17 protein-coding genes are annotated in these 24,374 nt (G+C 63.0%); 4 read left to right on the top strand and 13 right to left on the bottom strand.

All coding sequences use genetic code 11. The features are described from left to right. Window positions 1-567 precede the first annotated feature (567 nt). Both CEK69_RS04870 and CEK69_RS04865 read left to right on the top strand, forming a co-directional pair. Window positions 568-2,994 carry an AAA family ATPase gene (locus CEK69_RS04870; protein ID WP_152244214.1) on the top strand — a complete coding sequence of 809 codons (2,427 nt, stop codon included), beginning with the start codon at window positions 568-570 and terminating at the stop codon, window positions 2,992-2,994. A 266-nt stretch (window positions 2,995-3,260) separates the two neighbouring features. Beyond that, window positions 3,261-3,755 (top strand): gluconokinase, encoded by a 495-nt coding sequence (locus CEK69_RS04865; RefSeq protein WP_152244274.1) that lies wholly within the window; start codon window positions 3,261-3,263, stop codon window positions 3,753-3,755. Window positions 3,756-3,994: 239 nt separating this feature from the next. Here CEK69_RS04865 and CEK69_RS04860 read toward each other — a convergent pair whose 3' ends face one another. From CEK69_RS04860 to CEK69_RS04840, 5 genes are all read right to left on the bottom strand, one after another. After that, entirely contained in the window at window positions 3,995-4,609 is a 615-nt protein-coding gene (locus tag CEK69_RS04860) for a DNA-3-methyladenine glycosylase (RefSeq protein WP_152244212.1), read from the bottom strand. Between the two features lie 374 nt (window positions 4,610-4,983). Continuing rightward, window positions 4,984-7,053, bottom strand: coding sequence for a S46 family peptidase (locus CEK69_RS04855; protein WP_226975041.1), 2,070 nt, complete (start codon window positions 7,051-7,053; stop codon window positions 4,984-4,986). 488 nt (window positions 7,054-7,541) lie between these two features. Continuing rightward, window positions 7,542-7,997, bottom strand: coding sequence for a hypothetical protein (locus CEK69_RS04850; protein ID WP_152244208.1), 456 nt, complete (start codon window positions 7,995-7,997; stop codon window positions 7,542-7,544). Between the two features lie 1,069 nt (window positions 7,998-9,066). Then, window positions 9,067-12,906, bottom strand: a complete 3,840-nt coding sequence (locus tag CEK69_RS04845) for a translocation/assembly module TamB domain-containing protein (protein WP_152244206.1) — start codon at window positions 12,904-12,906, stop codon at window positions 9,067-9,069. After that, window positions 12,903-14,684, bottom strand: coding sequence for an autotransporter assembly complex family protein (locus tag CEK69_RS04840; protein ID WP_152244204.1), 1,782 nt, complete (start codon window positions 14,682-14,684; stop codon window positions 12,903-12,905). Before CEK69_RS04840 ends, CEK69_RS04845 begins: the two co-directional genes overlap by 4 nt. A 215-nt stretch (window positions 14,685-14,899) precedes the next feature. Here CEK69_RS04840 and CEK69_RS04835 point away from each other — a divergent pair, with 215 nt between their 5' ends. Together CEK69_RS04835 and CEK69_RS04830 are read left to right on the top strand one after the other, a co-directional pair. Then, a complete protein-coding gene (locus tag CEK69_RS04835; RefSeq protein WP_152244202.1) occupies window positions 14,900-15,436 on the top strand; it encodes a GNAT family N-acetyltransferase in 537 nt (178 codons plus the stop codon). A 2-nt stretch (window positions 15,437-15,438) separates the two neighbouring features. Then, window positions 15,439-15,981, top strand: a complete 543-nt coding sequence (locus tag CEK69_RS04830) for a DinB family protein (protein ID WP_152244200.1) — start codon at window positions 15,439-15,441, stop codon at window positions 15,979-15,981. Window positions 15,982-16,140: 159 nt separating this feature from the next. Here the strand turns inward: CEK69_RS04830 and CEK69_RS04825 are convergent, their stop codons facing one another. The 8 genes from CEK69_RS04825 to CEK69_RS21200 all read right to left on the bottom strand — a co-directional run bounded on the left by CEK69_RS04825 (window position 16,141) and on the right by CEK69_RS21200 (window position 24,232). Next, entirely contained in the window at window positions 16,141-16,791 is a 651-nt protein-coding gene (locus tag CEK69_RS04825; protein WP_152244198.1) for a DUF480 domain-containing protein, read from the bottom strand. A 154-nt stretch (window positions 16,792-16,945) separates the two neighbouring features. Continuing rightward, complete coding sequence (locus CEK69_RS04820) at window positions 16,946-17,164, bottom strand: hypothetical protein (protein ID WP_167522039.1); 219 nt, start codon at window positions 17,162-17,164, stop codon at window positions 16,946-16,948. A 108-nt stretch (window positions 17,165-17,272) separates the two neighbouring features. Then, window positions 17,273-17,791, bottom strand: coding sequence for a hypothetical protein (locus tag CEK69_RS04815; protein ID WP_152244194.1), 519 nt, complete (start codon window positions 17,789-17,791; stop codon window positions 17,273-17,275). Between the two features lie 61 nt (window positions 17,792-17,852). Next, window positions 17,853-18,251, bottom strand: coding sequence for a hypothetical protein (locus tag CEK69_RS04810; protein WP_193313901.1), 399 nt, complete (start codon window positions 18,249-18,251; stop codon window positions 17,853-17,855). Window positions 18,252-18,354: 103 nt separating this feature from the next. Further along, a complete protein-coding gene (locus tag CEK69_RS04805) occupies window positions 18,355-18,699 on the bottom strand; it encodes a hypothetical protein (RefSeq protein ID WP_152244190.1) in 345 nt (114 codons plus the stop codon). A 379-nt stretch (window positions 18,700-19,078) separates the two neighbouring features. Next, entirely contained in the window at window positions 19,079-19,615 is a 537-nt protein-coding gene (locus CEK69_RS04800) for a hemagglutinin repeat-containing protein (protein ID WP_152244188.1), read from the bottom strand. A 908-nt stretch (window positions 19,616-20,523) separates the two neighbouring features. Continuing rightward, on the bottom strand, window positions 20,524-22,728 hold the full coding sequence (locus CEK69_RS21205) for a VENN motif pre-toxin domain-containing protein (RefSeq protein WP_226975040.1): 2,205 nt from the start codon (window positions 22,726-22,728) through the stop codon (window positions 20,524-20,526). A gap of 43 nt (window positions 22,729-22,771) precedes the next feature. Beyond that, entirely contained in the window at window positions 22,772-24,232 is a 1,461-nt protein-coding gene (locus CEK69_RS21200) for a hemagglutinin repeat-containing protein (RefSeq protein ID WP_255424808.1), read from the bottom strand. Between the last annotated feature and the right edge of the window lie 142 nt (window positions 24,233-24,374).

Below are 24,374 nucleotides of genomic sequence, written 5' to 3'. Positions count from 1 at the left end.
CGCTCCCCCCAACGGCGAGCACGGCGCTTCTCGCCTCTTTTCCTGCGCCCCCTTTGCACGCAGCCCAGTTAAGCAGAATCACCGCTCGGTAGCGGTGCGGCATCCAATGTCCGCGGCAGACGCAGGCATGCCGCTGGCTCTGCTTCTGCTTCTGCTTCTGCTTCTGCTGTTGATTTGTAGGGCACTTTTAGCGCTGCAGCCACGGCAAGGCAGAGCTTTCGCCTTGCGGCGAGTTACTTTTCTTTGCTTGTGCAAAGAAAAGTAACCAAAAGAAAGCACACCCTGCCTCGCGCCCTCCGCGCTAACGCGCTCCGGGTCCGCGTCCAGCCCGGGGATCCGCGGAAGGGGCATCCTGCCCCTGCCGCGGACGGCGCACATCCATGTGCGCCGCCCCTTCGGGGTTTTTCCCCACGCTGGCCGCCGCTTCGGAAGGGAACCCGATAAGGCAAAGGCAACAACCAAAGCAACCGCACCAGCAAGGGCAATCCAACCTGCAACCAGCCACAGCAGCCCCACCGGCGCTCGGGCTAAGATGCGCGCGGTGACCACCTGCGCCTGCCCCCGCTGATGTCCGGCATCCCGGCCGCCGTGCCGACGCCCCCGCCGTCGCTGCAACAGCAGACGCAGCGTCTGCTTGCGCAGGTGCAGCAGGCGCAGTCGCGCCAGGCGCAGGCCGATGCGGATATCGAGCGGCATCTGCCGGCGGTGGAGCAGGCGGTGGCCGCGATCCGGCGCCGGTTCGCTGCGCACGCCAGGAGTGCGGCGCGGGCGGCGGTACGGCGCGAGCGCCGCCGCGCCTGGGGACCGGCGCTGCTGCTGCGGCCGCTGCTGCCGGATTGGCGCTGGCGCGCGGCCTTGATCGGCATGCTGGTGCTGGTGCTGCCGTGGACCAGCGCACACTGGCTGGGCGAGACGCGCAGCTTCCTCGTCTGGTGGCGCCAGGTCGGCCTGCACGGCGATGGCGGCCTGCTGCTGCAAAGCCTGCTGCCCTCGTTGCTGGCGTACGGTCTGCTGGTCGTCGCCGGTGCGCAATTGCTGGCGTGGCACCACAGCCATGCCGAAAGGCGCGCACTGCAGGCGTTCGCACGCCTGCCGCTGGCGCTGGTGCAGGTGGCCGATGCCGGGCAGCACGATCCAGGGTCGACCTATCCGGTGACCCGCGCGCCATGGCCGCAGCGCGCCCTGCACGGGCGCTGGTCCATTCCTGCCACACAGGGCGACCTGTCCGGTGCGCGGCTGCTGGCCTTGCACGACGGCAGCGAGGACCCGCGCCTGCAGGCGCTGATCGTGCTGCCCGATGCCCGCCATGCAGCGGCCCTGATCCTCCTCGACGCCGATCTGGCCGCCGACGCTCCGCCGTCGCTGCAATCGCTGGCGCTGGCACTGGCCGAAGACGCCGCCGTCGATGTCGCACCGATCGCCGCGCTGCACGACCACGTGCAGGCCTGGGAGGTCGCGCGCGGCCAGCAACGCGCGCTGCAGCAACGGCTGCAGAGCCTGGATGCGGTGCAACGGCACTGGGCCGACGTCGCCCTGCCCGACGCCACGCTCGACCAGATCCTGAAGCTGGTGGACCTGTTCGTGTCCGGGCGCCAGCCGGCACCCAAGGGCATGCTCCTGCACGGGCCGCCGGGCACCGGCAAGACCCTGATCGCGCGCAAGCTCGCGCGCCACGCCGGCTGCCATTTCGAGGCGCTGGGCGTGGCCGACCTGAAGGCCGCGCACGTCGGCCACACCGGCCCCAAGGTGCAGGCGATCTGGCAACGATGCCGCGAGCGCGCGCCGGCGATCCTGTTCATCGACGAATGCGAGAGCGTGTTCGCGCGCCGCGGCGGCGCCGACAGCGACAGCTTTGGTGCGGAACTGGTGCAGACCTTTCTCGCCGAATGGGACGGCTTCCATGCCGCGCACGGCCAGGTGCTGGTGATCGGCGCGACCAACCGCCCGGCGCTGCTGGACGATGCGATCCTGTCGCGCTTCACCGCCAGCATCGCCATCGGCCTGCCCGACGCCGCGGCGCGCGCGCGCATTCTCGGCGCCGAACTGCGACGGGCCGGTTTCGCGCTGGAGCCGGACGCGCAGGCGATCGCCGACAGCACCGGCCTGTCCGGTCGCGACCTGCACACGCTGGTCGCGCGGGTCGCCGCCGAGTGTGTGGACGGCACGCTGGACAACGCCACCCTGCTCGCGCACCTGCGCGCGCTGCGCGGCAAAGGCTCCACTGCCGTCGCCACGCTCGGCTGGGACGACATCGTGCTGCCGGCGGCCACCGTCGAGGAGTTCGTCGGCCTGGGCAAGGAACTGCGCAATGCCGAGACCCTGGCCACGCTCGGCGTGCCGGTCCCGCGCGGGATCCTGATGGTCGGCCCGCCGGGCACCGGCAAGACCCAGGTCGCACGGATCCTGGCCAGCCAGTCCGGGCTGGCCTTCATCGCGCTGAGCAGCGCCGACCTCAAGGCCGGCTACCTAGGCCAGTCCGGCCAGCGCGTGCAGGCGGCGTTCGAGCGCGCGCGGGCGCAGGCGCCGTGCATCGTGTTCGTCGACGAACTGGACATCGTCGCGCCGGCACGCGGTGCCGACGGCGACGACGCGTACACCCGCGAGATCGTCGGCCAACTGCTGCAGGAACTGGACGGCGTCGCCAGCCACGCGGGCCAGGTGTTCCTGCTGGCCGCCAGCAACCATGCCGCGGCGATCGACCCGGCATTGCTGTCGCGGCTGGATCGACAGATCGTCATCGCCCTCCCCGATCACGCAGCGCGCGTCGCCATCGTCTCGCGCCTGCTGCGCGGCAAGCCGCTGGACCTCGACGCCGACGCTGCGGCGGCCTGGGTCGCCGAGCGCAGCGAAGGCCACTCCGGCCGCGACCTGCACAACTGGATCAGCCGCGCCATGCGTCGCGCCGTTCGCCGCACCTTGCAACACAGCGACGATGCGTCCGGCACGCGACTGCAGTGGGACGATCTGGTCGAGACGGCGAACGTGACGATGTAAACACCTCGCGGGAAGAGGCAAGCACGGGGTGCGGAACCAGGAGTGCTGGCTGGAGTCCCTGTGGGAGGGGCTTCAGCCCCGACGCCAGGATCCACACAGAACCCAGTTGCCACGGCGCACATCTCAACAACAGCGCAAGACCCGGTACAGAAGCGCTGACGTCCACACAACGCCCACGCTGGCATCATGCGGGCGACCCCACGGGACCGCAGCGCGTGACTCACATCCCCTCATCCCCGCCGCAACGCGCCGAAGCTATCGTCGTGATGGGCGTGTCCGGCAGCGGCAAGACCAGCGTTGCCCAGGCACTGGCGGCCCACTACGGACTCACCTTCCTGGACGCCGACGACTTCCACAGCGCCGCCGCCAAGGCGCAGATGGCGCATGGCATCCCGCTCAGCGACGCGCAGCGCGCGCCCTGGGTCGCGGCGCTGGCGCAGCGCCTGCGCGCATCGGTCGATGCCGGGCAGAGCGTCGTGCTGGCCTTCTCCGGCCTGCGCAAAGCGCACCGGCAGCAGCTACGGGACACCGGGGTGCCGATGCGTTTCGTGTTCCTGCACGCGGCCGCGCATGTCATCGCCGAACGCCTGGCCGCGCGCCACGGCCACTTCATGCCACCAGCCCTGCTGCAAAGCCAGCTCGACACGCTGGAACTGCCGCTGGACGAGGCAGACGTGATCTCGGTGGACGTGGACGCACCGTTCGCCACGGTCGTGGCCGATGCCATCGCGCAGCTGGATGCGAGCGCCGCGAGCGCCTAGGTGCGCCTTGTCGGCATATCCTCAGCCATTCGCCCGTTTGTGGCGGTGGTGACGCAGGTTTCCCAGCGTAGGAACGGCGTCAGCCGCGACGAACGAAGCGAAGGTCCCTGAGGGAATGCGTTCGTCTCCGGGCCAAAGCGCCTTCCGTCACCACCGCATTGCGGCCTTTCACTCGTGACGGCGGGCGAGGCGCCGACCCTCTTGCAGCGTGTAGTGCGACGATGCCTACAAGCGCCACGCTACCCGCGGCGCTTCGCCCGACTTATCACGAAGCGCGACACGTTCGGCTCGTCGGGCACATGCCAGCGCCACGGCGCGTCCATCGCCTTGCTGATGCCGATCCGTGTGGTGACGACTGGCGCAACAGGCGGCGGCGTCCCGTCCTGTCCCAGCCAGAGGCGCGACTGCCGCGTGATCAGGTCCAGCCCGTTGTCCGCGCCCGTCACACCCAGCGCCTTGGCCAGGCGCCCCGGCCCACGGGTGAGATCGGCGGCGCGCGCCGCACCGCGTGCCGACTGCATCGCCTCGATCCCGGCCACCGGCGCCAAGGCGCGGATCAGCACCGCATGCCCCGGCGCACCGCCACACACCGCATTGAGCGCCCAGTGCATGCCGTAGATGAAGTACACGTACAGATGTCCAGGCGGGCCGAACATCACCCGCGTGCGCGGCGTCATGCCGCGGAACGAGTGCGCCGCCGGATCCTCGGCACCACAGTAGGCCTCCACCTCGACAATGCGCCCGCAGCGACCGTCGGCTGTGACAAGCAGCTTGTTCAACAGCTCCGGCGCCACCACGCGGGCATCGCGCGCATAGAAAGCACGCGGCAAGGGCTTGGCGACAAGCAACTCCATGCGGTCAGTCTAAGCCCTGCAACGCGGTCGGGTCGTGAGCCACCACCGGTGCATCCGCATCTCCACGGTCTCAATCGAACACGCCATCTCGCCGACCGCAGCGCATGCTGCAGCTTGTGGGAGGGACTTCAGTCCCGACGCATGGAGTCTCCAGGACCAGGATCATTGTCCTGGTCCCCCGATCGCGGCAGCGCATCGCGGTGAGCGGTGGCGGTCCTGTATCGATGCATCAGCGCGGGTACAAAGCATGTTCGTCGCTGCGACGGCGATCAGACCATGCCGCATCCGCATCAGGGTACAGGGCACATCACATGCCCTGCCCTATTCTGCTCGAAGCAACGCCAAACGACGCCCGCCTCCCCAACCTGCTCCACTCACTCCTGCGGAACGTTCAACTCCTTCAGCAGTTGCGGCGCCGGATACACCTTGGCCATCAACCAGCGCAGATAGCGCATGTCCACATGGATCGCGCGCTTGTAGCGCGGGTCGTACCACCAGCTGGCGCTGACCGCCTCCCAATTGCTGTCGAAGTTCAGCCCGATCAGCTCGCCGCGCGCATTGAGCACCGGCGAGCCGGAGTTGCCGCCGGTGGTGTCCAGGTTGGTCAGGAAGTTCACCGGCTGCGTCTTCGACTGCGGATCGGCCGTGCTGCCGAAATCGCCCCTGGCGATCGCCGCCAACAGCGGCTTGGGCGCATCGAACGGTTCCTTGCCGGTGTTCTTCTCGACGATGCCGGCCACCGTGGTCAGCGGCGCGAAGCTGACCGCATCGCGCGGTGCCAGCGGCTCGACGCGGCCATAGCTGATCCGCAGCGTGCTGTTGGCGTCCGGATACACCGCACGACCCTGCTGCTTGCGCCAGGCGAACAGCGCACGCATATAAGCCGGGCGCAACCGCAATTGCTCGCCCTCGCGCGCCTTGCGCTCGTCGTCCAGCCGCAGCTGCGCCGGCACCAACGCGGCAGCCAGCGCCAGCAACGGATCGGCCGCAGGCGCCTTGCCTTCGCGCGCAGCGGCGAAGCGCGACAGCCGCTCGGCCTCGGTGCCCAGCGCCGTGCCGGCATAAGCCTTGTCCAGCGCCGCCTGCAATTGCGCCGGGGTCCGCCCGAACGCCGCATCGAACTCCGGCACCCGCTGCGCATCCGGCAACTGCTGGTAGCGCGTCAGCAGCGTGGTCAGCAGCGCCTTCTCCACGGCCGGCGAATAGCGCCGTTGCACCTGCTTGAGCATGCCCTCGATCAGCGCCAGGTCGCGCTGCTGGTAGCCGCTCTCGCGCCGATCGTCCGGCTTGACCGCCTCCAGCCGCAGCCGCTCCAGGGTCAGCGCCGAACGCAGTGCCTGAGTCTGCGTGGCGATCAAGCCCAACAGCAGATCGCGCTCGCGCAACGCCGACGCCTGGCCAAGTATCTTCTGCAATGCCGCGATATCGCGCGCATCGCTACCGTGGGTCGCCGCAAGCATGCCGCGCTCGTCCTCCGCGCGCAGCCGCACCGCATCGCTGCGCTGCAGCCCTTCCAGTTCGCCGGCGGCCCGCTTGCGGTTGTTCTTCAGCGACTGCAGCTGCGACGCATAGCGCGTGCGCGCCTCCGCATCGGCCTTGCCCGCCGCCTCGATCACCTCGATCAACTGGTCCAGCACTGCCACCCGCTGCGGCAGCGTCGCCTCCACCTGCTCGGCGAACTCGGCCGCAGTGCGATGCCGGTAAGTGATGCCGGGGTAACCAGCCAGCATCGCGAAATCCCCGGCCTTCGGCCCATCGGTGGCGATCTGCAGATGCGCCGGTGGCTGGTAGGGCACGTTGTCGACGCTATAGTCCGCCGGCTTGCCGTCCTTGCCCACGTAGGCGCGGAGCAAGGTGAAATCGCCGCTGTGCCGCGGCCACATGAAATTATCGATCTCATCGCCGTAGTTGCCGATCGCCCGCGGCGGCGCATACACCAGGCGCACGTCGCGCAGTTCCAGTTGACGGATCCGGTAGAAATCGGTGCCGTAATACATGTTGGCCACGCTGCAGCGCACCCCAGCCTCGCGCTCGCAGTCGGCGACGATCCGCTTGCTCGCCGCATCCACCGCATCGTAGTAGGCGCGCCCGGTCTTGCCCTTGGCCGGCCCCAGCACCTGATCGGTGACCTTGTCGAAGCCCACCGTCACCAGCACCCGGAAATCCGGATTGGCCGCGCGCTCGTCGGCGCGATCCCGCGCGATGAACCCATTCTCGATCAGGTTCTCCTTGGCCGAAGTGTTGTACTGGATCACCCCGTAGGCGACGTGGTGATTGGTCAACAGCAACCCGTCCGCGGACACGAACGCCCCGGTACCGCCCCCGACCTTCACCACCGCACTCAATGGTGGCTGGGTCACCTCCGCCAACGTCTGTGGATCGCCCTGGAAGCCAGCCTCGTGCAGCGGCTTGGCCAGCTCCGGCATCTGCGACGGCATCCACATGCCTTCGTCGGCGTGGGCAGTGGTGGTGAGGGCTAGGCTTAGAGTGAGAGATGCGGCAAGGCAGTTGGGCAAGGGCATGCAGAGGTCGAGGCAAAGAACATGACCGCGACCTTAGCCGGCCAATGCGATCGCAGCAACCAAGACGCCGATCCATTCATCAGTGGGTGTGATCTTTACCAAGAAAGATCCAGAATGCTTGAGACAAAAAATAGCGCAGGGTCAGCTCACTTCCTAAGCCCCTATACACAAATTCCTGCTATTAATAAATGAACCCGACCCCATTACTCCGCAAGAAAATGCACTATGACCCCTGTTCTCCTTACCTGTTCTCCTAAGCGTTGCCCAAAGCCAAGCAGCGAGCGATTTTTCAGGTGCTGGATTCGATCATCGCTGCGCATCAGTAGCCACACAAGACAACCCAAAAAACAACAAGGCCCGCAGCGACGCGGGCCTTGTCGTGACCGTGCCGAAATCATCCAACAAGTTCTTTAGTCGGCATTTCGCCTCTTAAAGCACCACACCTTCTCGATGTAGATCGAGCCGGCTGGCTTCTCGCCGCCACGCCAAACATATATCCCTGAAACATCCACTGAGAAAACTCTAATCGCACGGTCTGAAAGTTTTCCTGCCACAGCAACATCGAAACGCCGTATACTCTCCACATCCAATTTTGACTCTTCAGCGTCAAATGGGATGACAACCACTGAGGGGCATTTCGGATCAGTGATTACGCTTCGCTCTAGCAGATCACTGGTAAAAATCGCTCGGACTCGTACTTGCGCTCCGCTGGCCTCCTTCCCTCTCTGTGTCAACTCGCAAATTGAAGAAATGGCGACGCCGGAATGTCCAGACATAGGCCGCAGTTCAGTTGCCATCGCGATTGGTGGCAATTCAATCTGGACAGCAAGACTGAAAGCAACAGCAAGGAGTCGATTCAGTTGCATGCAGGATTTCCTTGACACCATGTATCGGTTGAAGCATCAGTACCAGCGGCAACTTCTTGCGGAGTAGAAACCCCGAGATTCATGCCTAAACCCTGCCCGACAGCGGCCTGAGTCTGATACTTATTCATTTCAGTCCTATATTCCGTCGCTCTAGAGTTCGGGCACCCAACTCTCTGATAGTCGAGCTCGTGGCGCCCCTCATGAGCCAGTGCCGCCGAACCTCTCGCGCCAATATCACCGGCAGATTTTCCCGGATTTGCACGCAAGTACGCCGACGAAAAACTCGCATCTGCTTTAGATCAATTTTGATGTTTACATTAGACTCTGCGCTAGCCAACGTGTTCTTCGCAAGCGATAAAGGAGTGATCATTACTCCACTCTTATCCCCAACCTTTCCAAGGTAATTTGATACAACATCGAGCTTCTTGCATCTATCAGACTTAGGGCTGAGAGAGGCAGCAAGTTTGGCAGTAATGGGCATGGAACGGTTCAGGAACAAGACAGGGCTCGACCTTAGCACCCGGCTTGTACCAGCCAGCCTTATTCGCATCCTGGGAGCACGCGACAACGCCTTCTCATCGAAACGCTACCGAAGCCGTTGCAGTGAGCACACGATGCATGCGTCACCGTTTGAGGATCATCTTCTTCTTTGAAGATCTTCAACGACCCTATACAGAAATCTAGTGACCGCTAGCGCGTCAAAGAATTTACCGTCCTTGACGCCTGTAACAGGCATCAGCACCTCTCTACCCGAGGAAAGTCGAACGAGCAAACTTAGGCTCTTTTTCTCATTAGGAAGTGAATGGTAGAGAATTTCGCCATATTTGACTTGAAGCACTTCCGTACTTTCCCTCCACGCCATCCCCTCGGAGAAGAACGCGACGTCTCCAACATGCTCGGCTCGATTTCTATAGAGCCCAATAAATTCACCAAGCGACACGTCTCTGAACTCTTCGGGGATAGAGCAAGCTTCCCTCGATGTAACGAAATTTTCTAGTGGGCGCAAAATCCTGTGTGCGCGGCTTTGGGGGTTCATGAGAACTCGATAGATCCGTTGCAGGAGGTGGCTCTATTTTTCTTTCCGCCAATTCACCGACCCACGGTTCTCCACCGTGCTCGATTCCACCTCGGCGTCGAAGCCGCGGCCCAGCAAATATTTCAGCGTCAAGACCGAGCCGCTGCCGATCAGCGACACGCCGTAACTAACGTAGAGTTTCGGCGAGAGGTACTTGCCGAAGCCCACCACCGAGCCGCCGAGGGTGCGCGACTGGCTGACGCCGGCGTCGTCGAAACCGAGCCTGGCGCCGAGTTGCGAGGCGAGCAGGCCGCTGCCGGCCGACAGGGCGCTGGCTGCGGCGGTGACCTGGTCGGCTTCGGCGCTGCTAGTGTTGCTGAGGCTGCGGCCCAGCACCAGGTAGGACATCGCCTCCGATTGCGACATCGACGGGTCCGACCACACGTCCGCATGCGGGGCGGTGGCGCGGCCGGTGACGTCGATGCCGGCGGTGACGTCGCCGACTTGGCGCTGCGCGCGGATGTTGATGCGCGGGTCGGAGACGATGTTGTTGCTCCAGGTGAGCTGGCCGCGGGTGATGGTCAGGTCCTGCCCATACGCCTTGTACTTGCCGCTGACGTCCAGCCCGCCGGTGGCGGTGGTTTCGCGGCCCGGCCGCGAGCGCACCTGCATGGCGCCGGTCAGCGCACCCTTGAGGCCGAAGCCGGCCATCTTGACCTGGTCGCCCAGGGTCACGCGCAGGTCCATTTCCAGCGGCGAGGTCGGCGTGGCCTCGGGGTCGGCCGGGTCGAGCACCACCACGTCCTCGGACAGCGAGGTGCCGCGGTCCAGCCGCTCCAGGTCGATGTCGGCCGAGGGCACGGTGACCTGGCCGCTCAGCATCATGGTCTTGTTGGCGATGCCGAACTGCAGGTCGGGGTTGGCCACCGCGCGCAGTTCGGCGGTGTTGGAGACCAGCACGTTGGTACCGCGGATGTTCAACTGCAGCGGCGTGCGGTCGCCGTACCAGGACAGCCCGCCGTCGACGTTGAGCGTGCCCTCGCCGGACTTCACCGAGGCGACGATGCGCGCCGAGCCGTCCGGCTGCGCATCGAAGCGGCCCTTGCCCTCGCTCAGGGTCAGGCCCAGCGCCGGCAGTTCGCCGGTGAAGTTGCTGAGCGTGGCGTCGCCGCCCATCGCCGGCTGCGAGCGGGTGCCGCGCAGGCTGACGTGGCCTTCGATCAGGCCCTTGGGCCGGACCAGATCCGGCGAGAACAGCTCCAGCCAGTACAGCCGCGCCATGTTCATGTAGATCTCGCCGGTCAACGGCGCGTACGCGTCCCAGCCGGTGTCGACGGTGGCGTCGACGAAGCCGTCGCCCTGGAAGCCGATGCCGAGCTTGGAGTGGATGTGCTGGGCGCTGAAGTCGGTGACGAAACTGAACTGGTCGTAGCGCAGCAGTTCGCCGCGGGCGTTGTCGCCCAGGCGCAGCCCGCCTTCGCGCGAGGCCAGGCGCAGCGAACCCTGCCAGGCGTTGCCGGCCGGCTTGAAGCTGCCGTCGATGGACAGGTCGCCACGCAGGTACATTTTGCGGCCGTTGCTGGGCGGCAGCCATGGCTGCACCAGCGCCAGCGGCAGGGCGTCGCCGCGCAGGGTCAGGCCCTGCTTCGGCCAATCGGCGGACACGCACAAGGCGCCGCCGCTGCCCGGGGCCAGGCAGCTCTCGGACAGGCTGAAGGCGCTGCCGGCCACGCTGAAGTTGGCCGCCTGCCGCAGTTGCCACGGTTCGCCCTTGGCCGGGGCGATGCGCAGCGTGTTCAAGGCGCCCTGCCAACGCGCGCCATCGCGTCGCACCTGCCCGGCCAGGGCCAGCGCGCCCATGTCGTTCTCGGTCTTGGCATCGAGTTGCAGATTCTCGACCGCGCCGCGCGCATCCACGCTCAGCGTCTGCAGCAGCACGCCGGCATTGATCGCGCTGCCGCGCAGGGCGAGTTCGCCGCCGTTGCCGCGCCAGGGCAGGCGCCCGCGCAGGCTGAGACTGTCGGCGCTGTAGCTGTCCCACTTCAGGCCGCTGCCGGTGAGGTCGGCGGTGAGATCGGGGGCATCGCGGCGGCCCTTGACCTGCACGCTGCCGCGCAGGCTACCGGCGCCGCCGGGCAGCAGGTCGGTCAGTTGCAGCGGTTGCAGCTGCGCGTCCACATCGAGCTGGTCGCCGACCTTGCCCTGCGCCTGCAGGCGGCTGTCGCCCAGGCTCAGTTGCAGCTTGCCCTCGCCCTGGCTGCCCTGCAGGGCGAGTTTGGCGTTGGCGTCGAGCGGGCGGCTGCGCAGGCGTCCGTTCAAGCGCGGGATGTCGAGCGTGGCCTGATAGCCGGCGGCGCTGCCGTCCGGCCGCGCCGGCAACTGCTTGCCCTGCGAAGCGAAAGTGCCGGACAGCTTGCCGTCCCAGCCCGGTGCGAAGTAGCCGGGGTCGAACCCGGCCAGCGTGCCTTGCACGTCCCAGTTCAACTCCGGCACCCAGGCCACCTTGCCGCCCAGGTCGAGCGTGCCGCTGGGCATGGTCGCGCGCACCTGCTTCAGCTGCGCCTGGCGATCGTCGCCGCGCACGTCCAACTGCAACTTGGCGCTGTCCTTGCCGCGGGCGACGGTGGCTTCGCCGTAGGTGGCCCACTGTTTCATCGTGCCGGCCACGCCCAGGTTGGCCTCGACCAGCTTGATCGGCACCGCCGGCGCGTCCGGGGTGGACGGATCCGGCGCGGTGGCGAAGCTCATGCCGCTGGCGTTGACCGCGAAGCGCAACTGCGCGTTGTCCGGGTCGCGCAGATCGGCGGTGCCGCGCAGGCGCAGTTGCCCGTCGAAGGCGCGCAGCTGCAGCGGCGCGACGGTGAGCACCTGGTTGTCCAGGCTCAGGTGCGAGGGATCAAGAACAATTTTCTGCCCGTCGCGCGACAGTTCGCCCTGCAGATCGGCGTTACCGCCCTTGCCCTTGGCGCGCAGGTCGAAGGCCAGCGGCACGGACGCCGGCGCATCGTCGGCCGGCGGCACCAGCAGCGACGGATCCAGTGCCTTGCTGCTGGCGGCGAATTCCCACACCGGATCGGTGCGGCCGGTGAACACCAGGGTGGCGCGCAGCGGCGCCGGTGCGTTGCCGGCGATGGCCACTTCCATCTTGTCCAGGTCGCCGCGCGCGACCAGGCCCAGGCGCGCCGGGGTGCGCCCGCGCGCGGCCGGCAGCACCGCGCTGGCGGTGAGCTCGGCCTTGTAGTCCTGGCCCGGCAGGTAATCGCCATTGACGCGGAAATCGCCGCGGTCGCTGTTCACCACCACCTGGGTGGCACGGAACTCGCCGTTGGCCACTTCCACCCCGCCGCGCAGCGTGCGGATGTCGATCATCGGCTGCTGCGCCTGGGTGATGCGCAGGCCATCGATGGCGATGCGGTCGGCCTGCAGCGCCAGCGGCACTTCGATCTGCGGCAGCGACTGCGGCCAGCGCGGCAGTTCGAACGGTTCGTCGCTCTTGGCCAGGTTGAGCGTGGCGTTGGTCAGTTCCAGCGCGTCCAGTTGCAGCTTGCGCCCGAGCAGCGGGCGGATGTCCGGATCGAGGTAGGCGCGCTCGGCGGTGAAGTGGATCTCGTTGTAGCGGAAATCCAGGTTGTGCAGGGTCAGCGGCCCGGCCAGCGGTCCTTCGGCGCGTTCCCAGGTGAGGGTGGAGCCGGCCGGCAGCCGCGCCACCACCTGCGCCAGCAGCACGTCGCGCCCGGCCACGGTCTGCAGCAGCCAGTACAGCGCGATCGCCGCCAGCAGCACCAGGCCGGCAATGGTCAGCGCCGAGCCCCACCAGAAGCGCTTGCGCCGATAGAAGCGCGGGCGCCGCGGCGGCGGTGCGGAGGGCGACGTCGGCTCGATCGGCGCGCTCACAGGTTGGCTCCGATGTTGAGATAGAGCTGGAACTGCGAGTCGGGATCGTTCAAGCCATGGGCGATGTCCACCCGCACCGGGCCGACCGGCGAGCGCCAGCGCAGGCCGAAGCCGACGCCGGTGTGCCAGTCCGGCGTGTCGTCGAAGGCGCTGCCGCTGTCGACGAACACCGCACCACCCCACGGGCCGCCCTTGAAGTAATGCTCGTACTCGGCGCTGCCGGTGAGAATGTGCTTGGCGCCGAGCGCGAAACGGTCCGGCCGCGGCGTGCGCGGGCCGACTTCTCGGAACGCATAGCCGCGGATGCTGTTGTCGCCGCCGGCGAAGAACCGCAGGCTCGGCGGCATCGCCACCAGCGCGTCGGTCCAGGTGCTGCCGGCTTCGCCGCGCAGGATCAGGCGGTCGTTGTCGCCGATGCCGTGGAACCAGTTCACCCGCATGTGCGCCTGCACGAAGCTGGCATCCGAGCCCACACCCTCGGCGCCACCGCGCAGGCTGATGTTGCCGCTGAAGCCCTTGCGCGGGAACACCTTGTCGTCGACTCCGACGTAGTCGGCTTCGATCTGCGGATAGAACAGCGTCGAGGTCTGGTACAGCGCACCGTCGAACACCTCATCGGTGGCGTAGCGCCAGCGTTCGCGCAGCGCGTTGATCGAGGCGATCGCGGTCCAGTGCTCGTTGATCTGGCCGCTGCGGCTGCCGGTGAGCTTGACGTTGCGCAGGTCGATGTAGTCGGTCTGCTCGTCGTAGACGCGCAGCGAGGTGGTGTACCAGCCGTCGAGCCAGCGGAACGCCGGGATCCGGTAGCTGGTGATGAAGCTCTTGCGCTTCTGCGCGTAGTCCAGCTGCGTGCTGAGCTTGTGCCCGCGCGCGTTGACGTAGCGGCGGTCCACGCCCAGGCGCACGCCGGCGCCGCTCTCGCTGCCGTAGCTGAGGCCGGCGGTGTAGATGCTGCGCTTGGCGCGGGTGAGATTGACGTCCACCGGCACGTCGCCGTTGGCGTCGGCTTCTTCCGGCTTGGGCTGGATGTCGATCACGCTGAAGTAGTCGAGCTTGACCAGCGACTCGCGCAGGCGGTCGAGCTTGCCCTCGTGGTAGTAACTGCCTTCCTTCCAGTACACCAGCGGATCGAACAGCTTCTGGTTGAAGTAGTCCTGGTGGAAGCGGATCGGACCCATGTTGTAGCGGCGGCCGCTGTCCCAGCTCAGGTCGATGTCGGCGGCGTGGTCGGCGCGGGTCACCTCGACCTTGCGCTGGGTGAAGTCGGCATCGAAGTAGCCGCGCTCGGCCAGGCGCCGGGTGATGGTGACCTTGCTGGTCTCGTAGACGCTGCTGACGAAGATGTCGCCCTTGCGCGGCCGGAAGTTCTTCAGGTCCTCGCCCAGGTAGCGGTCGTCCTCGGCCGGGCCAGTGATGCCCACCTGGAAATTGCGCACCCGCACCGGCTCGCCCTTGTCCACATGCACCACCACGGTCAGCCTGTCGTCCTGGCGTGGCGCGTCGACGGTGATCTTGGGAGTGAAGTAGCCGAACGGCTCCAGCGCCTGCCTGGTCTGCCGTTCGGCCTGGCTCAGCAGGTACTCCAGGCGCGACTCGCCCTGGTCCTTGCCGATGGCGTCGTACAGCGACAGCGAGACCTGGATGTTCTCGATCATCGCCGCGTCCTCGTCCTTGTTCAGGCCCTGGATCTGCACCTTTTCGATGACGCCACGGGCCTCGGCGAGGCCGGCCAGGGAGAGCAGGGACAGGAAGGTGGCGAGACGGGGGATGGGTCGCATGGGCGTCAGAATACCGGCACCCCATGTGAAGCTGTTAACTAGACGTTTGTTACATGTGACCGGGATGTCGGGTGCACGGCATTTGCGTAGGGGCATTCGTGCTTTCCGGAGTCACGGCATTCGGAGCGTCTACGCCGGGAACCGCGCTGCGCCTGCGCCCTTGCCAAGCCACGGCGACGGCGCCACGCTGACGCCTCGACCCGCAGGAACGCCGCATGTCCACCGTGATCGCCACCGCGCGCCTCGTACTGCGCCGACTGGACCCCGAAAGCGACGCCGCGCCGATGCTGGCCCTGCTCAACGACCCCGGCTTCCTGGCGCACATCGGCGACCGCGGCGTGCGGGACGAAACGCAGGCCAGCCGCTATCTCGCCGATGGGTCGGTGCGCAGCTACGCCGAGCACGGCTTCGGCCTGTATGCGGTGGAGCGTCGCGACGACGGCGCCTGGCTTGGTGTGGCGGGGCTGGTGCTGCGACCGACCCTTCCCGGCCCTGATCTGGGCTATGCCCTGCTGCAACCCTATGCGGGCCAGGGCTACGCCAGCGAGGCGGCGCGCGCGGTGCTGGATTACGCGCGCACCGTGCTCGCGCTGCCGCGCGTCTACGCCATCGTGGCTCCGGGCAATGCGCGCTCGCTGCGGCTGCTCGCCGCGCTGGGCTTCGTCGCCCAGGGGCGGGTGCGCCTGAGTCCGGAGGCGGCCGAGGTCGAACTGTATCATTGCGAGTTGGATGCACCCGAGGAGCACGCCTGAGCATGGACACCTTGCACACACTGCGGCTGTTCGCCAACTACAGCCAATGGATGAACCAGCGTCTCTACGCCGCGGCAGCGACCCTGCCGGACGCCGCGATCACCGAGCCGCGCGGCGCCTTCTTCGGGTCGCTGCTGGGCACGCTCAACCATTTGGTGGTGGCCGATACGATCTGGCTGCAGCGCTTCGCCCAGCATCCGGCACGGCACCCGGCGCTGCAGGCCATCGCCGCCACGCCGGTCCCCACCGCCCTGGATGCGCCGCAGGCCGACTGCCTGGCGGACCTGCGGACGCAACGCGAGTCCCTGGATGCGACGATCGCCGAGTGGATGTCGCAACTGCGTGCCGACGACCTCGACGTGGCGCTGCGCTATCGCAACACCCGTGGCGAATCGCACGGCCGGCGCTTCGGCGACCTGCTGCTGCATTTCTTCAACCACCAGACCCACCATCGCGGCCAGGCCACCACCCTGCTGAGCCAGGCGGGTGCCGATGTCGGTGTCACCGATATGCTGGCGGTGATTCCGCAGGTGGAGGTGGAGTGATCCTGCGATCGCGGGGCGCTGCGCTTGGTGCGTGCCTTGATGTTTAGGGCACCTGTAGTAACGCGCCTTGCCGCGGTTTTGCGGGGGGTCTGCCGCCGCTCCTACATGAGCGTTCTTTGGTTAACCAGAGGCTTCGTTTAGAAGCCCATCCACGCAGCGTCACTCGTGCGCGAGCTGCGCCTGCAACTGCGCCACGATCTCGCGCAGCTCCGCCACCTCGGCCTCCAGCGCCTGCACCCGCCCTTCCAACTCATCGTTGCCCGAGGCGGTCGGCCGCGCCTTGAACGTGGCGGCCAGTGCCTCCGCGTCCACCGGACCGGCAAGCAAGTGCATGTAACGGTCCTCGCGCTGCCCGCTGGCACGCGGCAACTGCACCGCCAACTGCCGCTGCGCCAGCCGTTCCAACTGATGGCGGACGTCATCCGCATCGGCGAAGCGCGCCATGCGCTCGGCACGCGTCAGCAACTCGTTGGCGGTCTGCGGACCGCGCAACAGCAGCAGGCCGAGCAGGGCCACCTGTTGCTGGGTCAGGTCCAGCGCCGACGCCAGCCGATGCTCGTAGCGCTCGGCGCGCGAAGAGAACTGCTGCCGCACCAACCCGCGCCCCTCCAGTTGCCGCAGCGCATGCTGCACATCGCCCGGACTCAAGGTCATCACCGGCTCGCGCGAGGTCTTCTGATTGGCCGCCACCACCGTCGCATTGACCGTGAGCGGATACGCATCCGGCGTGGTCGCCTCTTTCTCGATCAGGCAGCCGAGGGCGCGGGCTTCGATGGCGGAGAGAACGGGAACGGCGGCGGTGTCGGTCATGGTATTGGCTTCTTACTGGTCAGGGGCGAAGCATACTGCTTGAGAGTTTCGGCTCTGCGGGCTGCTGCCGTACCGATCTTGGTGTCTTGCTTGACAGGTTGTTGCCAACGGTCAGGCTGGTGCCATCGCCACCACGCATCAGGCCGGACTCGTCTCATAGTGCGGTTGGCTGTAGCGTAAGGTTGTTGCCCGCCAGCAGCGCGGCGCTGTTGCCGGCCTGCATAGTGGTGCCGGTGAGGGGCTGAGATCCCGGCCGGCCTGCAGCGCCCATGCGGGTCTGGGTCCACTGCGGATCCACGCCAAGCTTGTCGAGCGGGTAGTCGCTGCTGATGAAATTGTTGTAGTCGACGAAGCGCAGATCGGTCTCGATCAAATAGCGGCTGCCGGGGATACCATTACCCGCAAGCAAATTGCGTCAGAACAGCAATAATAATTTTAAAATAAACTCCAACCCGTATCACTCGATAAACGATTGAAAAATTCAATCTCGCGGAATCAACCGCGTTCCTACAGGCAAGTTTCTGATTTGACGAGCTATTCCACCCAAAATCGATGCGTGCTTTACTCTTTCACAGATATACATGTTATCGACACAAAATTCGCCACCTAAAGCCTCTTCTACTTTCAATGCGTAATTTTCAAAATAATTTAGCCTGCCCAGCCGCAGTATAGCTTCTTCATACACGTTGCTTCTAATTGTCGATATTGGATCATATTCGATGGCACTAAAAAAACCATCAAGGTCGACTTCCAAATAAGACTTGTCGCCAGAATCTAAACTAAAAACATAGACTTGACCGGAATCATCAACCGCGTAGACAGTCCCAAATATGTCATAAGCAATTGCTTCAGACCAATCAAAATTCAGGCCACTGCAAGAAGACCAAGCTGAAGTCCAATTTATATCGCCTGCTAAGAAAAATCTCAGTAACCCATCAAAGCAAAAATTACCCCCCCTTCCAGGCATACGATCAAAACATTTCTCTACTTTGCGATTCAATTATGAGCATCCGCTTTAATAGGGCTAGAATTACTTTCCCCAATGGATCTTTCCGGCATCGCTACGCTATTAGGGTTACTTTTCCAACTCCGCCATCTGATAAGATTTCAAATCGCACTCCATGGCCATCAACGTCATATTTTATCCATCTTTTAACATGCCCAAGTAAAGCATCGTATCCACCTCCTCCAAAATCATTCGGGAGCCCAAACTTGTCAAGAATTGAAGATTCAGCCCAACTTTTGCTACTCATTCCGAACAAATCTCCCTGGTAAAAGGAAAATTCATCCTGTTCTTCTATGAAGAAATGAATAAAACTCAAAGTATTGCAGCGGAACCCAAATTCCATGCCGCTATGAAAAAACTGCCAATAATCAGTCCTTAAGTTCGAATCGCCATACCCATCAGGATCAGAAGAAGAAATAGGTCGCTCATTTATTTCAGTGAGCAATTCAGCCATTTCAGGACTATCGGCTGCGCATCCGAGAGCTAAAGAAAACTTTTCCCAATTTAATTTCATTTAATAACCCCAGCACCCCTGTTTAAAGATTTTTGCATTGATTTTATGGCAAAATTATTTCCTGGTTTTTACTTGAATTATAGAAGAAATTCACCTTTGCCACTCCGGATGAAATTAATTTAACCGTGAATTTTTCCCAACCTCTGCGGTTTTTTCCCTTCATTGCTTGGTGCAACTCACGGACCAAACCAGAAATCTCATCATCTGGATCATCCAATAACTCGCCAAAGTAAATTCCTTCTCTCACAAAAGAGTATTTAGAACCTACAGCCCAGCTGTCATCATACTTTTCGTATGAAAACTCGCAAATCGCCTCGACATAATCATCAGGAGCGGAATCTTGCATCAGCCGAACAATCTTATTCAGAATATAAATCTCTCTATCCACACTCAACCTCCGGGCTCACTTCTGAAATTTTTGCGCATCACCCACCATTTACGGAGCAATCAATAGTTAATGCATCAGGCCTTGCTGATTTCGGGGCGTCCCTTTAAAAAATAACCTTTACCAAACCGATATTATCATAGTTTTATATCTCATCTAATTTCATTCTCCCACTTACTTCAAGTAGAATTGTTAAACTTCTCGTCTTGGGCAAAAGATTGAACCTATGGCAAGTTCCGCCGAACTGTCATCCTTGAATATGTCCACCGACGTCTGTTGAGCGACCCTCTTTGCCAACAGCAGTCTGCCTAGCATCACGCTCGCAACTGCCGAACATGCCCGACTTCTTGGTTTTTTTCTCGTGCTCTTCGCTATGCGTGTTCTACTCCGTCTCCAGCGTCAGATCGTTGCTGAAGGCCACCACCACGTTGCCGGTGCCTGCAACCTGCGCGCCTTGCGAGAGCAGATCATGGCCCGCGGCGATCTGCACGGTGTCGCCGCTGAGCGTGGTCGCCACGGTGGTGCTGTCGTGCCACTCGTCGTGCGTGGTGGTGGTCTTGCTGGACAGGAAGCCCTTTTTCTTCTTCTGCATGTCCTGCACGGCGTCGTGCTGCTCCTGCTCGGCGAGCAGGTTGACGTCGTTGCCAGCGGTGAGCGCCTGCTGGTCGATGTCCTGGGTGGTCGTGGTGGTGACGAGCCTGGTCTTGCCCTGGCGGGTCTGGTCGGTGACGGTGCGGCTATCGCCCAGCACCGAGGTCACGTTGAGATCGTGCCCGGCCGCGGCGATCAGTTTGCCGTCAGCGCTGACCTGCGCCTGGCGGATGGTGAGGTCGTTGCCGGCGGCCAATTGCAGGCTGCCGCCGGTATCGATGCTGGTGCGCACCGTGGCCTTGCCGTTGGCATCGGTGCCCGAGGTCAGCGACAGGTCGTGGCCGATCTACAAGGCGGCCTTAATCCCTAGCAATCGCCTCATTGCATCGGCTCCCGCTAAACGCTCATCCATCTGTCATCTTCGATTTTGATAGCGCCAAATATAGATCCTATCTAAAGCCTCACTCATGATTGAGCTACATATATCTATTGCTGAGTAAGACGCCGCCGCTGGCCAAATCGCTTTTTGCATTGAACAGCACCCTCGAAACTTAAAACTAAATATAAAACTTAAATTTCTGTGCCCTTCCTGTCCGCAAACTCCCGAAGCCTCATAGATACATCTATAATTTCATTTTTACTAAGCCCGCAATAAGTTGGAAGTGAATCCTCCGGTACGTTTTGAATTAAAGCTATTCCACAAAATATAAAATACCTAAGCTCTCTTTCGGTGACAAAAAATATTAATTTCAACAGGATTATTGATGCTATCTTTCATTTATTAGACACCTGAGTTTTTAAATATTTTTCCCAGCCAACACCACCTACATCTGGCCTAAATGCAGTAGCTTCGCCTCTACGCCCGCGCGTTACAATAGTTTTTGTTGAGTAATCACGATAATAAGTCGTCCCGTCAACCGCTTGGCGACGTTCAACCGCGGGGTCGGCGACTATATTTTCAATAAAATCTTGGAACTGCTTTTTAGTAGTAATTCCAATATCAACAAACTCGCCTCTTTCAACAATCAGATACTACATCCAGCGAACTCCACAGTGGTGGAAGCCCTAGGGTTTCCATGTATGTTCCGAAATCCACGAATGGCTCGAGTCCTACAGCCTCAGACGAGAACCATGTAGCTTCACATTCTTGGCAGATGTACAGCAATCTCCCAGTGGATTTAATTTTTGCTGTGCAAATATCGCCTTGTTCACATCTTGGACAGAGCATCTCTAACCCTACTTGACAGGATAGGCAGTTATTACCTTATTTGTTCCCGGGCGTACAATTATTTTGATGTTTTGTTCGCCAGAGGTTCCAACAACGCGTCCCATCGGGACGATATAAGCACCTGGATCTCCAGGGACAGGGCTTCCTTTTGTTAACCAAGCCTGATCAATTAATCCCAAGACTTGTTTTCGATCTACATTGAAAACGCTATGAGTAGTTTTATTCGGGTTGGGGACCGCATGATCTAAAACATGTTTAATTCTATTTCCATGTACGGATCCTTGTCCATATTCGAGTCCTGCTGGGGTGGTCCAAGTCCGAGTTGCCTTGTCAAAAGTTAGCTTTACCGCCTCATCAGCCGACTGTGCGTTACCAAGTGCAGCAGAACTCCTTAGAGCTTCAAGGGTCTCCTCGGACGCATAAATTTCACCAGCAGGACCCTGTATAACCGTTTCGCCATCAGGGTTAACTATACGTCTAAATCCATTCGGCAGCTGACCCGTTTCATTGGCACCCGCTCCAGCTGACTTCAAGGTACCGTAGCCCGGAGGGAGTTCAGGAAAGCCATTCAAAACAGCTGTATCAATGGCGTTGCCTTTCGAAACATCTGCCACCACATTCGCCGTAGCAGTACCATCAACCGAGCGAATAACCCATTTCTCTCCTGTGCCACCTGCTGTTTCAGCAACCTCTTTGAGTCCCGTCCGCGCAACAGTGCTTGCGCCCGATGTCAGAAGGATCTCGGCGACAGTGGCAGCACCGAGGAATCGCTCATCGAATGCAGACGTGCCCGATACCGATGCACCAGTGAAGTAGTTAGTTGCCTGACCAGGCTTATAAAGATCTTGCCATGCGGCGACGGTGGTTCCAGTTTGATCCAGAATCCCTGGAAGCATCATCCCAAATATGCCCATGCCAGGCACGCCGCCTGGGATTTTATCGAGTGCGTTGTAGAGCTTCTGCCCATTCGTGGGGAATGTACGGGACACCGTGCTAGCGAAAATGGCATCCTCTGGATCTACACCGTTTGCCGCCCAGTAGTCCGACATCAGTTGGTCGAACCGCTGCAGCGTGTGTTTTCCTCCTTCCTCATCCATCAATGCGTTGGCCAAATCCACGTTGATCGCGTAGTCGGCATCGCGTGCTTTATCTAGCTCGTTGATGGCATCAACGATCTCACAAGACCGCTTGTTCGCGGCGGCGCATTCCGCCTGCGCAACCTTTTTCAGTTCATTCTCGTTCTCCTTCAACCAGTTGTTTTCCACTGCATTCCGCGCAACTGAGCTTCCCACCACCGCATCGCTCAAGCTGCCCCCCGTCATCCCGCCGACAAGCGCACCGACCGCTTGCGACAACGCTAGGATCGTCTGCTTGTCTTGCTCGGATAGATCGCTGGGCTTGGCATCGGCGCCATAGAGCGTCTTGGTCAGGTATTGCGCTGCAGCTTCGCCGCCCGCTCCAGCCAACGCACCGCCTGCGCCTGAACTCCCGTTGGCTTCGGCCAGCACAGCACCCAGCAGCGCATGCGAGAGCAGTTGCGCGGCCGCGTTCGGATCGCTGCCATGGTTGGCGTCGAAGGTCTGCCCGATCAGTTGCGCCGCATACGGCGCCAGCGCATTGCTCGCCACCTGCGTGCCGCTCTGACCGGACACGCCACCGACCAGTGCAGTGGTAACTGCCTGCAAGGCGCGGTTGTATTCGCCCCCCGTGCCCCATTGCTTTTCTTTGGCGTAAGCGTCGCTGTAAGCCGTGCTCTGACTAAGCAGCACGTTCTGCTGCGCCGTCGCATCCAGCTTTGCGAATGCCTCTTGCTCATCGCTATTGAGGCCTTTCAGGTAGGCATCGCGCGCCTCGGCAGTCTTCTTCGCTGCACTGGCCGCGATGTCGCCAGCCACCTGCCGACTGGTCTCCAGCACCGTCCCGGCCGCCGCACCCATCGCCTGCTGCTCGGCCAGTACCTTGCGCACGTCCGGCAGCGTCGCCAACGCCTCGTTCGCCTTGCTGGCATCGGTGTTGATGCCCGTCTCAGCCGCCGTGGTGCGCTTGCCGCCGATCGTGATGTTGCCTTCGGTCAGCTTGGCGCGCGTGGTCGTGCTGTCGTTGCCGCTCTGGGACATCGGCAGTCCACCGCCCAGCCCGCCGCTGTTGGCTGCACCATAGTTCCCATTGGCGATGTTGCTGCTGATGTTCTTGGCCTGGTCGCCCGCGCTCACTGCCACCGGGTTGCCATTGGCATCGGTGGCCGGCGTGCCGCTACTACCGAACCCGCCAGCGAGACTGCCGGAGCTGGCCGAGTAGCCCATCCGGCCCAGCTGCCGCGCCCATCGCCTGCTGCTCGGCCAGTACCTTGCGCACGTCCGGCAGCGTCGCCAGCGCCTCGTTCGCCTTGCTGGCATCGGTGTTGATGCCCGTCTCTGCGGCCGTGGTGCGCTTGCCGCCGATCGTGATGTTGCCTTCGGTCAGCGTGGCGCGCGTGGTCGTGCTGTCGTTGCCGCTCTGGGACATCGGCAGTCCGCCGCCCAGCCCGCCGCTGTTGGCTGCGCCATAGTTCCCATTGGCGATATTGCTGCCGATGTTCTTGGCCTGGTCGCCCGCGCTCACTGCCACCGGGTTGCCATTGGCATCGGTGGCCGGCGTGCCGCTGTAGCCGAACCCGCCGGCGAGACTGCCGGAGCTGGCCGAGTAGCCCATCCGGTTCTGCAGGTCGCTGAAGGTCAGCGAGTTGGCAGTCAGGTCGCTGTTGTCCGCATTGGTGCTGGCGATGGCGCCGCCGATCAGGTTCACGTTCCCCGCATCGACGTGGTAGCCGCCCTTGCCCGCGAACAGGCCCGACTGCTCGGTCACGCCGGTGGAGGTGCCGTTGGCCTTGGCCGTGCTGGCGTAGCCGCTGGCGTCCCACGCGGTACCGAAGGACACCTGGATGCGGCCGCCATAGCCGCTCTCCTTGGACTGGATGTTCGAGGTGTCCTGCAGCGACTCGATGGTCAGGTCGCCGCTGGTGCTGGTCAGGCTGACGTTGCCGCCGCCGCTGATGGTCGACCCTTGCGCGGTCTGGCTGCCGGCCTTGTACTTCTCCGTGCTGGTGGCGTAGCCCATGCCCGCTTCCACGCTGACCAGCGCGCCGCTGCCGGCGCCGCCGGCCATGCTGCTGATGGCGCTGGCCGCTTGATAGCCGTTGGCCACTGCCGCCATGCCCTGCATCGCCGACAGCCTGCCGTCGGAGTTGCGCGCCGCATCGACGTTGTTGATCAGGTCGATCAGTGGCGATTTCACCCGCGCGAACGCGCCGATTTTCAGCGTGTCGTCCTGCGAGGACGCGGCGTGGCTGTCGTTGGCGGTGAGCAACTGGATGGACGCGGCAGTCACGTCCACGTCCTTGGCCGCGACCACGTTGCTGGCGCTCTGCGTGTAGGTGCCGCCCGCACTCAGATTGACGTTGCCGCCCAGGCTGCCGACGCTGCTGGCCACCTGCGTCACCGTGGCGTTGTCGTCGCGGTGCTTCTCGGTGTGATAGCCGGAGAAGCGCTCGGTGTCGGAGATGACTACCGTGCCGATGGCCTTGTTGTCCGAGACGTTGGCGTTGCCGGCGGTGTCCTGCCCGCTCTGGATGGTCAGGTCGCCGGCGGCGTGCATGGTCACATCGCCCTGTGCCGCGATGTTGCTCGCGGTCAGGGTGATGTCGCCCTGGGTCGTGCTCAGGTTGGCGTTGCCGCCCACCGACAGTTGCTTGCCCTGGCTGGTAATCGAGCCATCGCTGGCGAAGCAGAGTCAGGCGCCGCCGACGTCCTCAGCACGACGGTTGAACTTGCACTCTAATTTTCCAAGAACAGATAGCAACTGTGATTGCACTTCACCCGCT

Origin of the sequence: Xanthomonas sp. LMG 12462 (assembly GCF_009192885.1) — a bacterium.
In the GTDB taxonomy this organism is placed as follows: domain Bacteria; phylum Pseudomonadota; class Gammaproteobacteria; order Xanthomonadales; family Xanthomonadaceae; genus Xanthomonas_A; species Xanthomonas_A sontii.
This window is presented reverse-complemented; position numbering and strand designations above follow the sequence as displayed.

Coding starts and splice junctions, on each gene's coding strand:
- CEK69_RS04870 (WP_152244214.1), top strand. CDS start 568: ATGTCCGGCATCCCGGCCGCCGTGCCGACGCCCCCGCCGTCGCTGCAA.
- CEK69_RS04865 (WP_152244274.1), top strand. CDS start 3,261: ATGGGCGTGTCCGGCAGCGGCAAGACCAGCGTTGCCCAGGCACTGGCG.
- CEK69_RS04860 (WP_152244212.1), bottom strand. CDS start 4,609: ATGGAGTTGCTTGTCGCCAAGCCCTTGCCGCGTGCTTTCTATGCGCGC.
- CEK69_RS04855 (WP_226975041.1), bottom strand. CDS start 7,053: ATGTGGATGCCGTCGCAGATGCCGGAGCTGGCCAAGCCGCTGCACGAG.
- CEK69_RS04850 (WP_152244208.1), bottom strand. CDS start 7,997: ATGCAACTGAATCGACTCCTTGCTGTTGCTTTCAGTCTTGCTGTCCAG.
- CEK69_RS04840 (WP_152244204.1), bottom strand. CDS start 14,684: ATGCGACCCATCCCCCGTCTCGCCACCTTCCTGTCCCTGCTCTCCCTG.
- CEK69_RS04835 (WP_152244202.1), top strand. CDS start 14,900: ATGTCCACCGTGATCGCCACCGCGCGCCTCGTACTGCGCCGACTGGAC.
- CEK69_RS04830 (WP_152244200.1), top strand. CDS start 15,439: ATGGACACCTTGCACACACTGCGGCTGTTCGCCAACTACAGCCAATGG.
- CEK69_RS04825 (WP_152244198.1), bottom strand. CDS start 16,791: ATGACCGACACCGCCGCCGTTCCCGTTCTCTCCGCCATCGAAGCCCGC.
- CEK69_RS04810 (WP_193313901.1), bottom strand. CDS start 18,251: ATGGCTGAATTGCTCACTGAAATAAATGAGCGACCTATTTCTTCTTCT.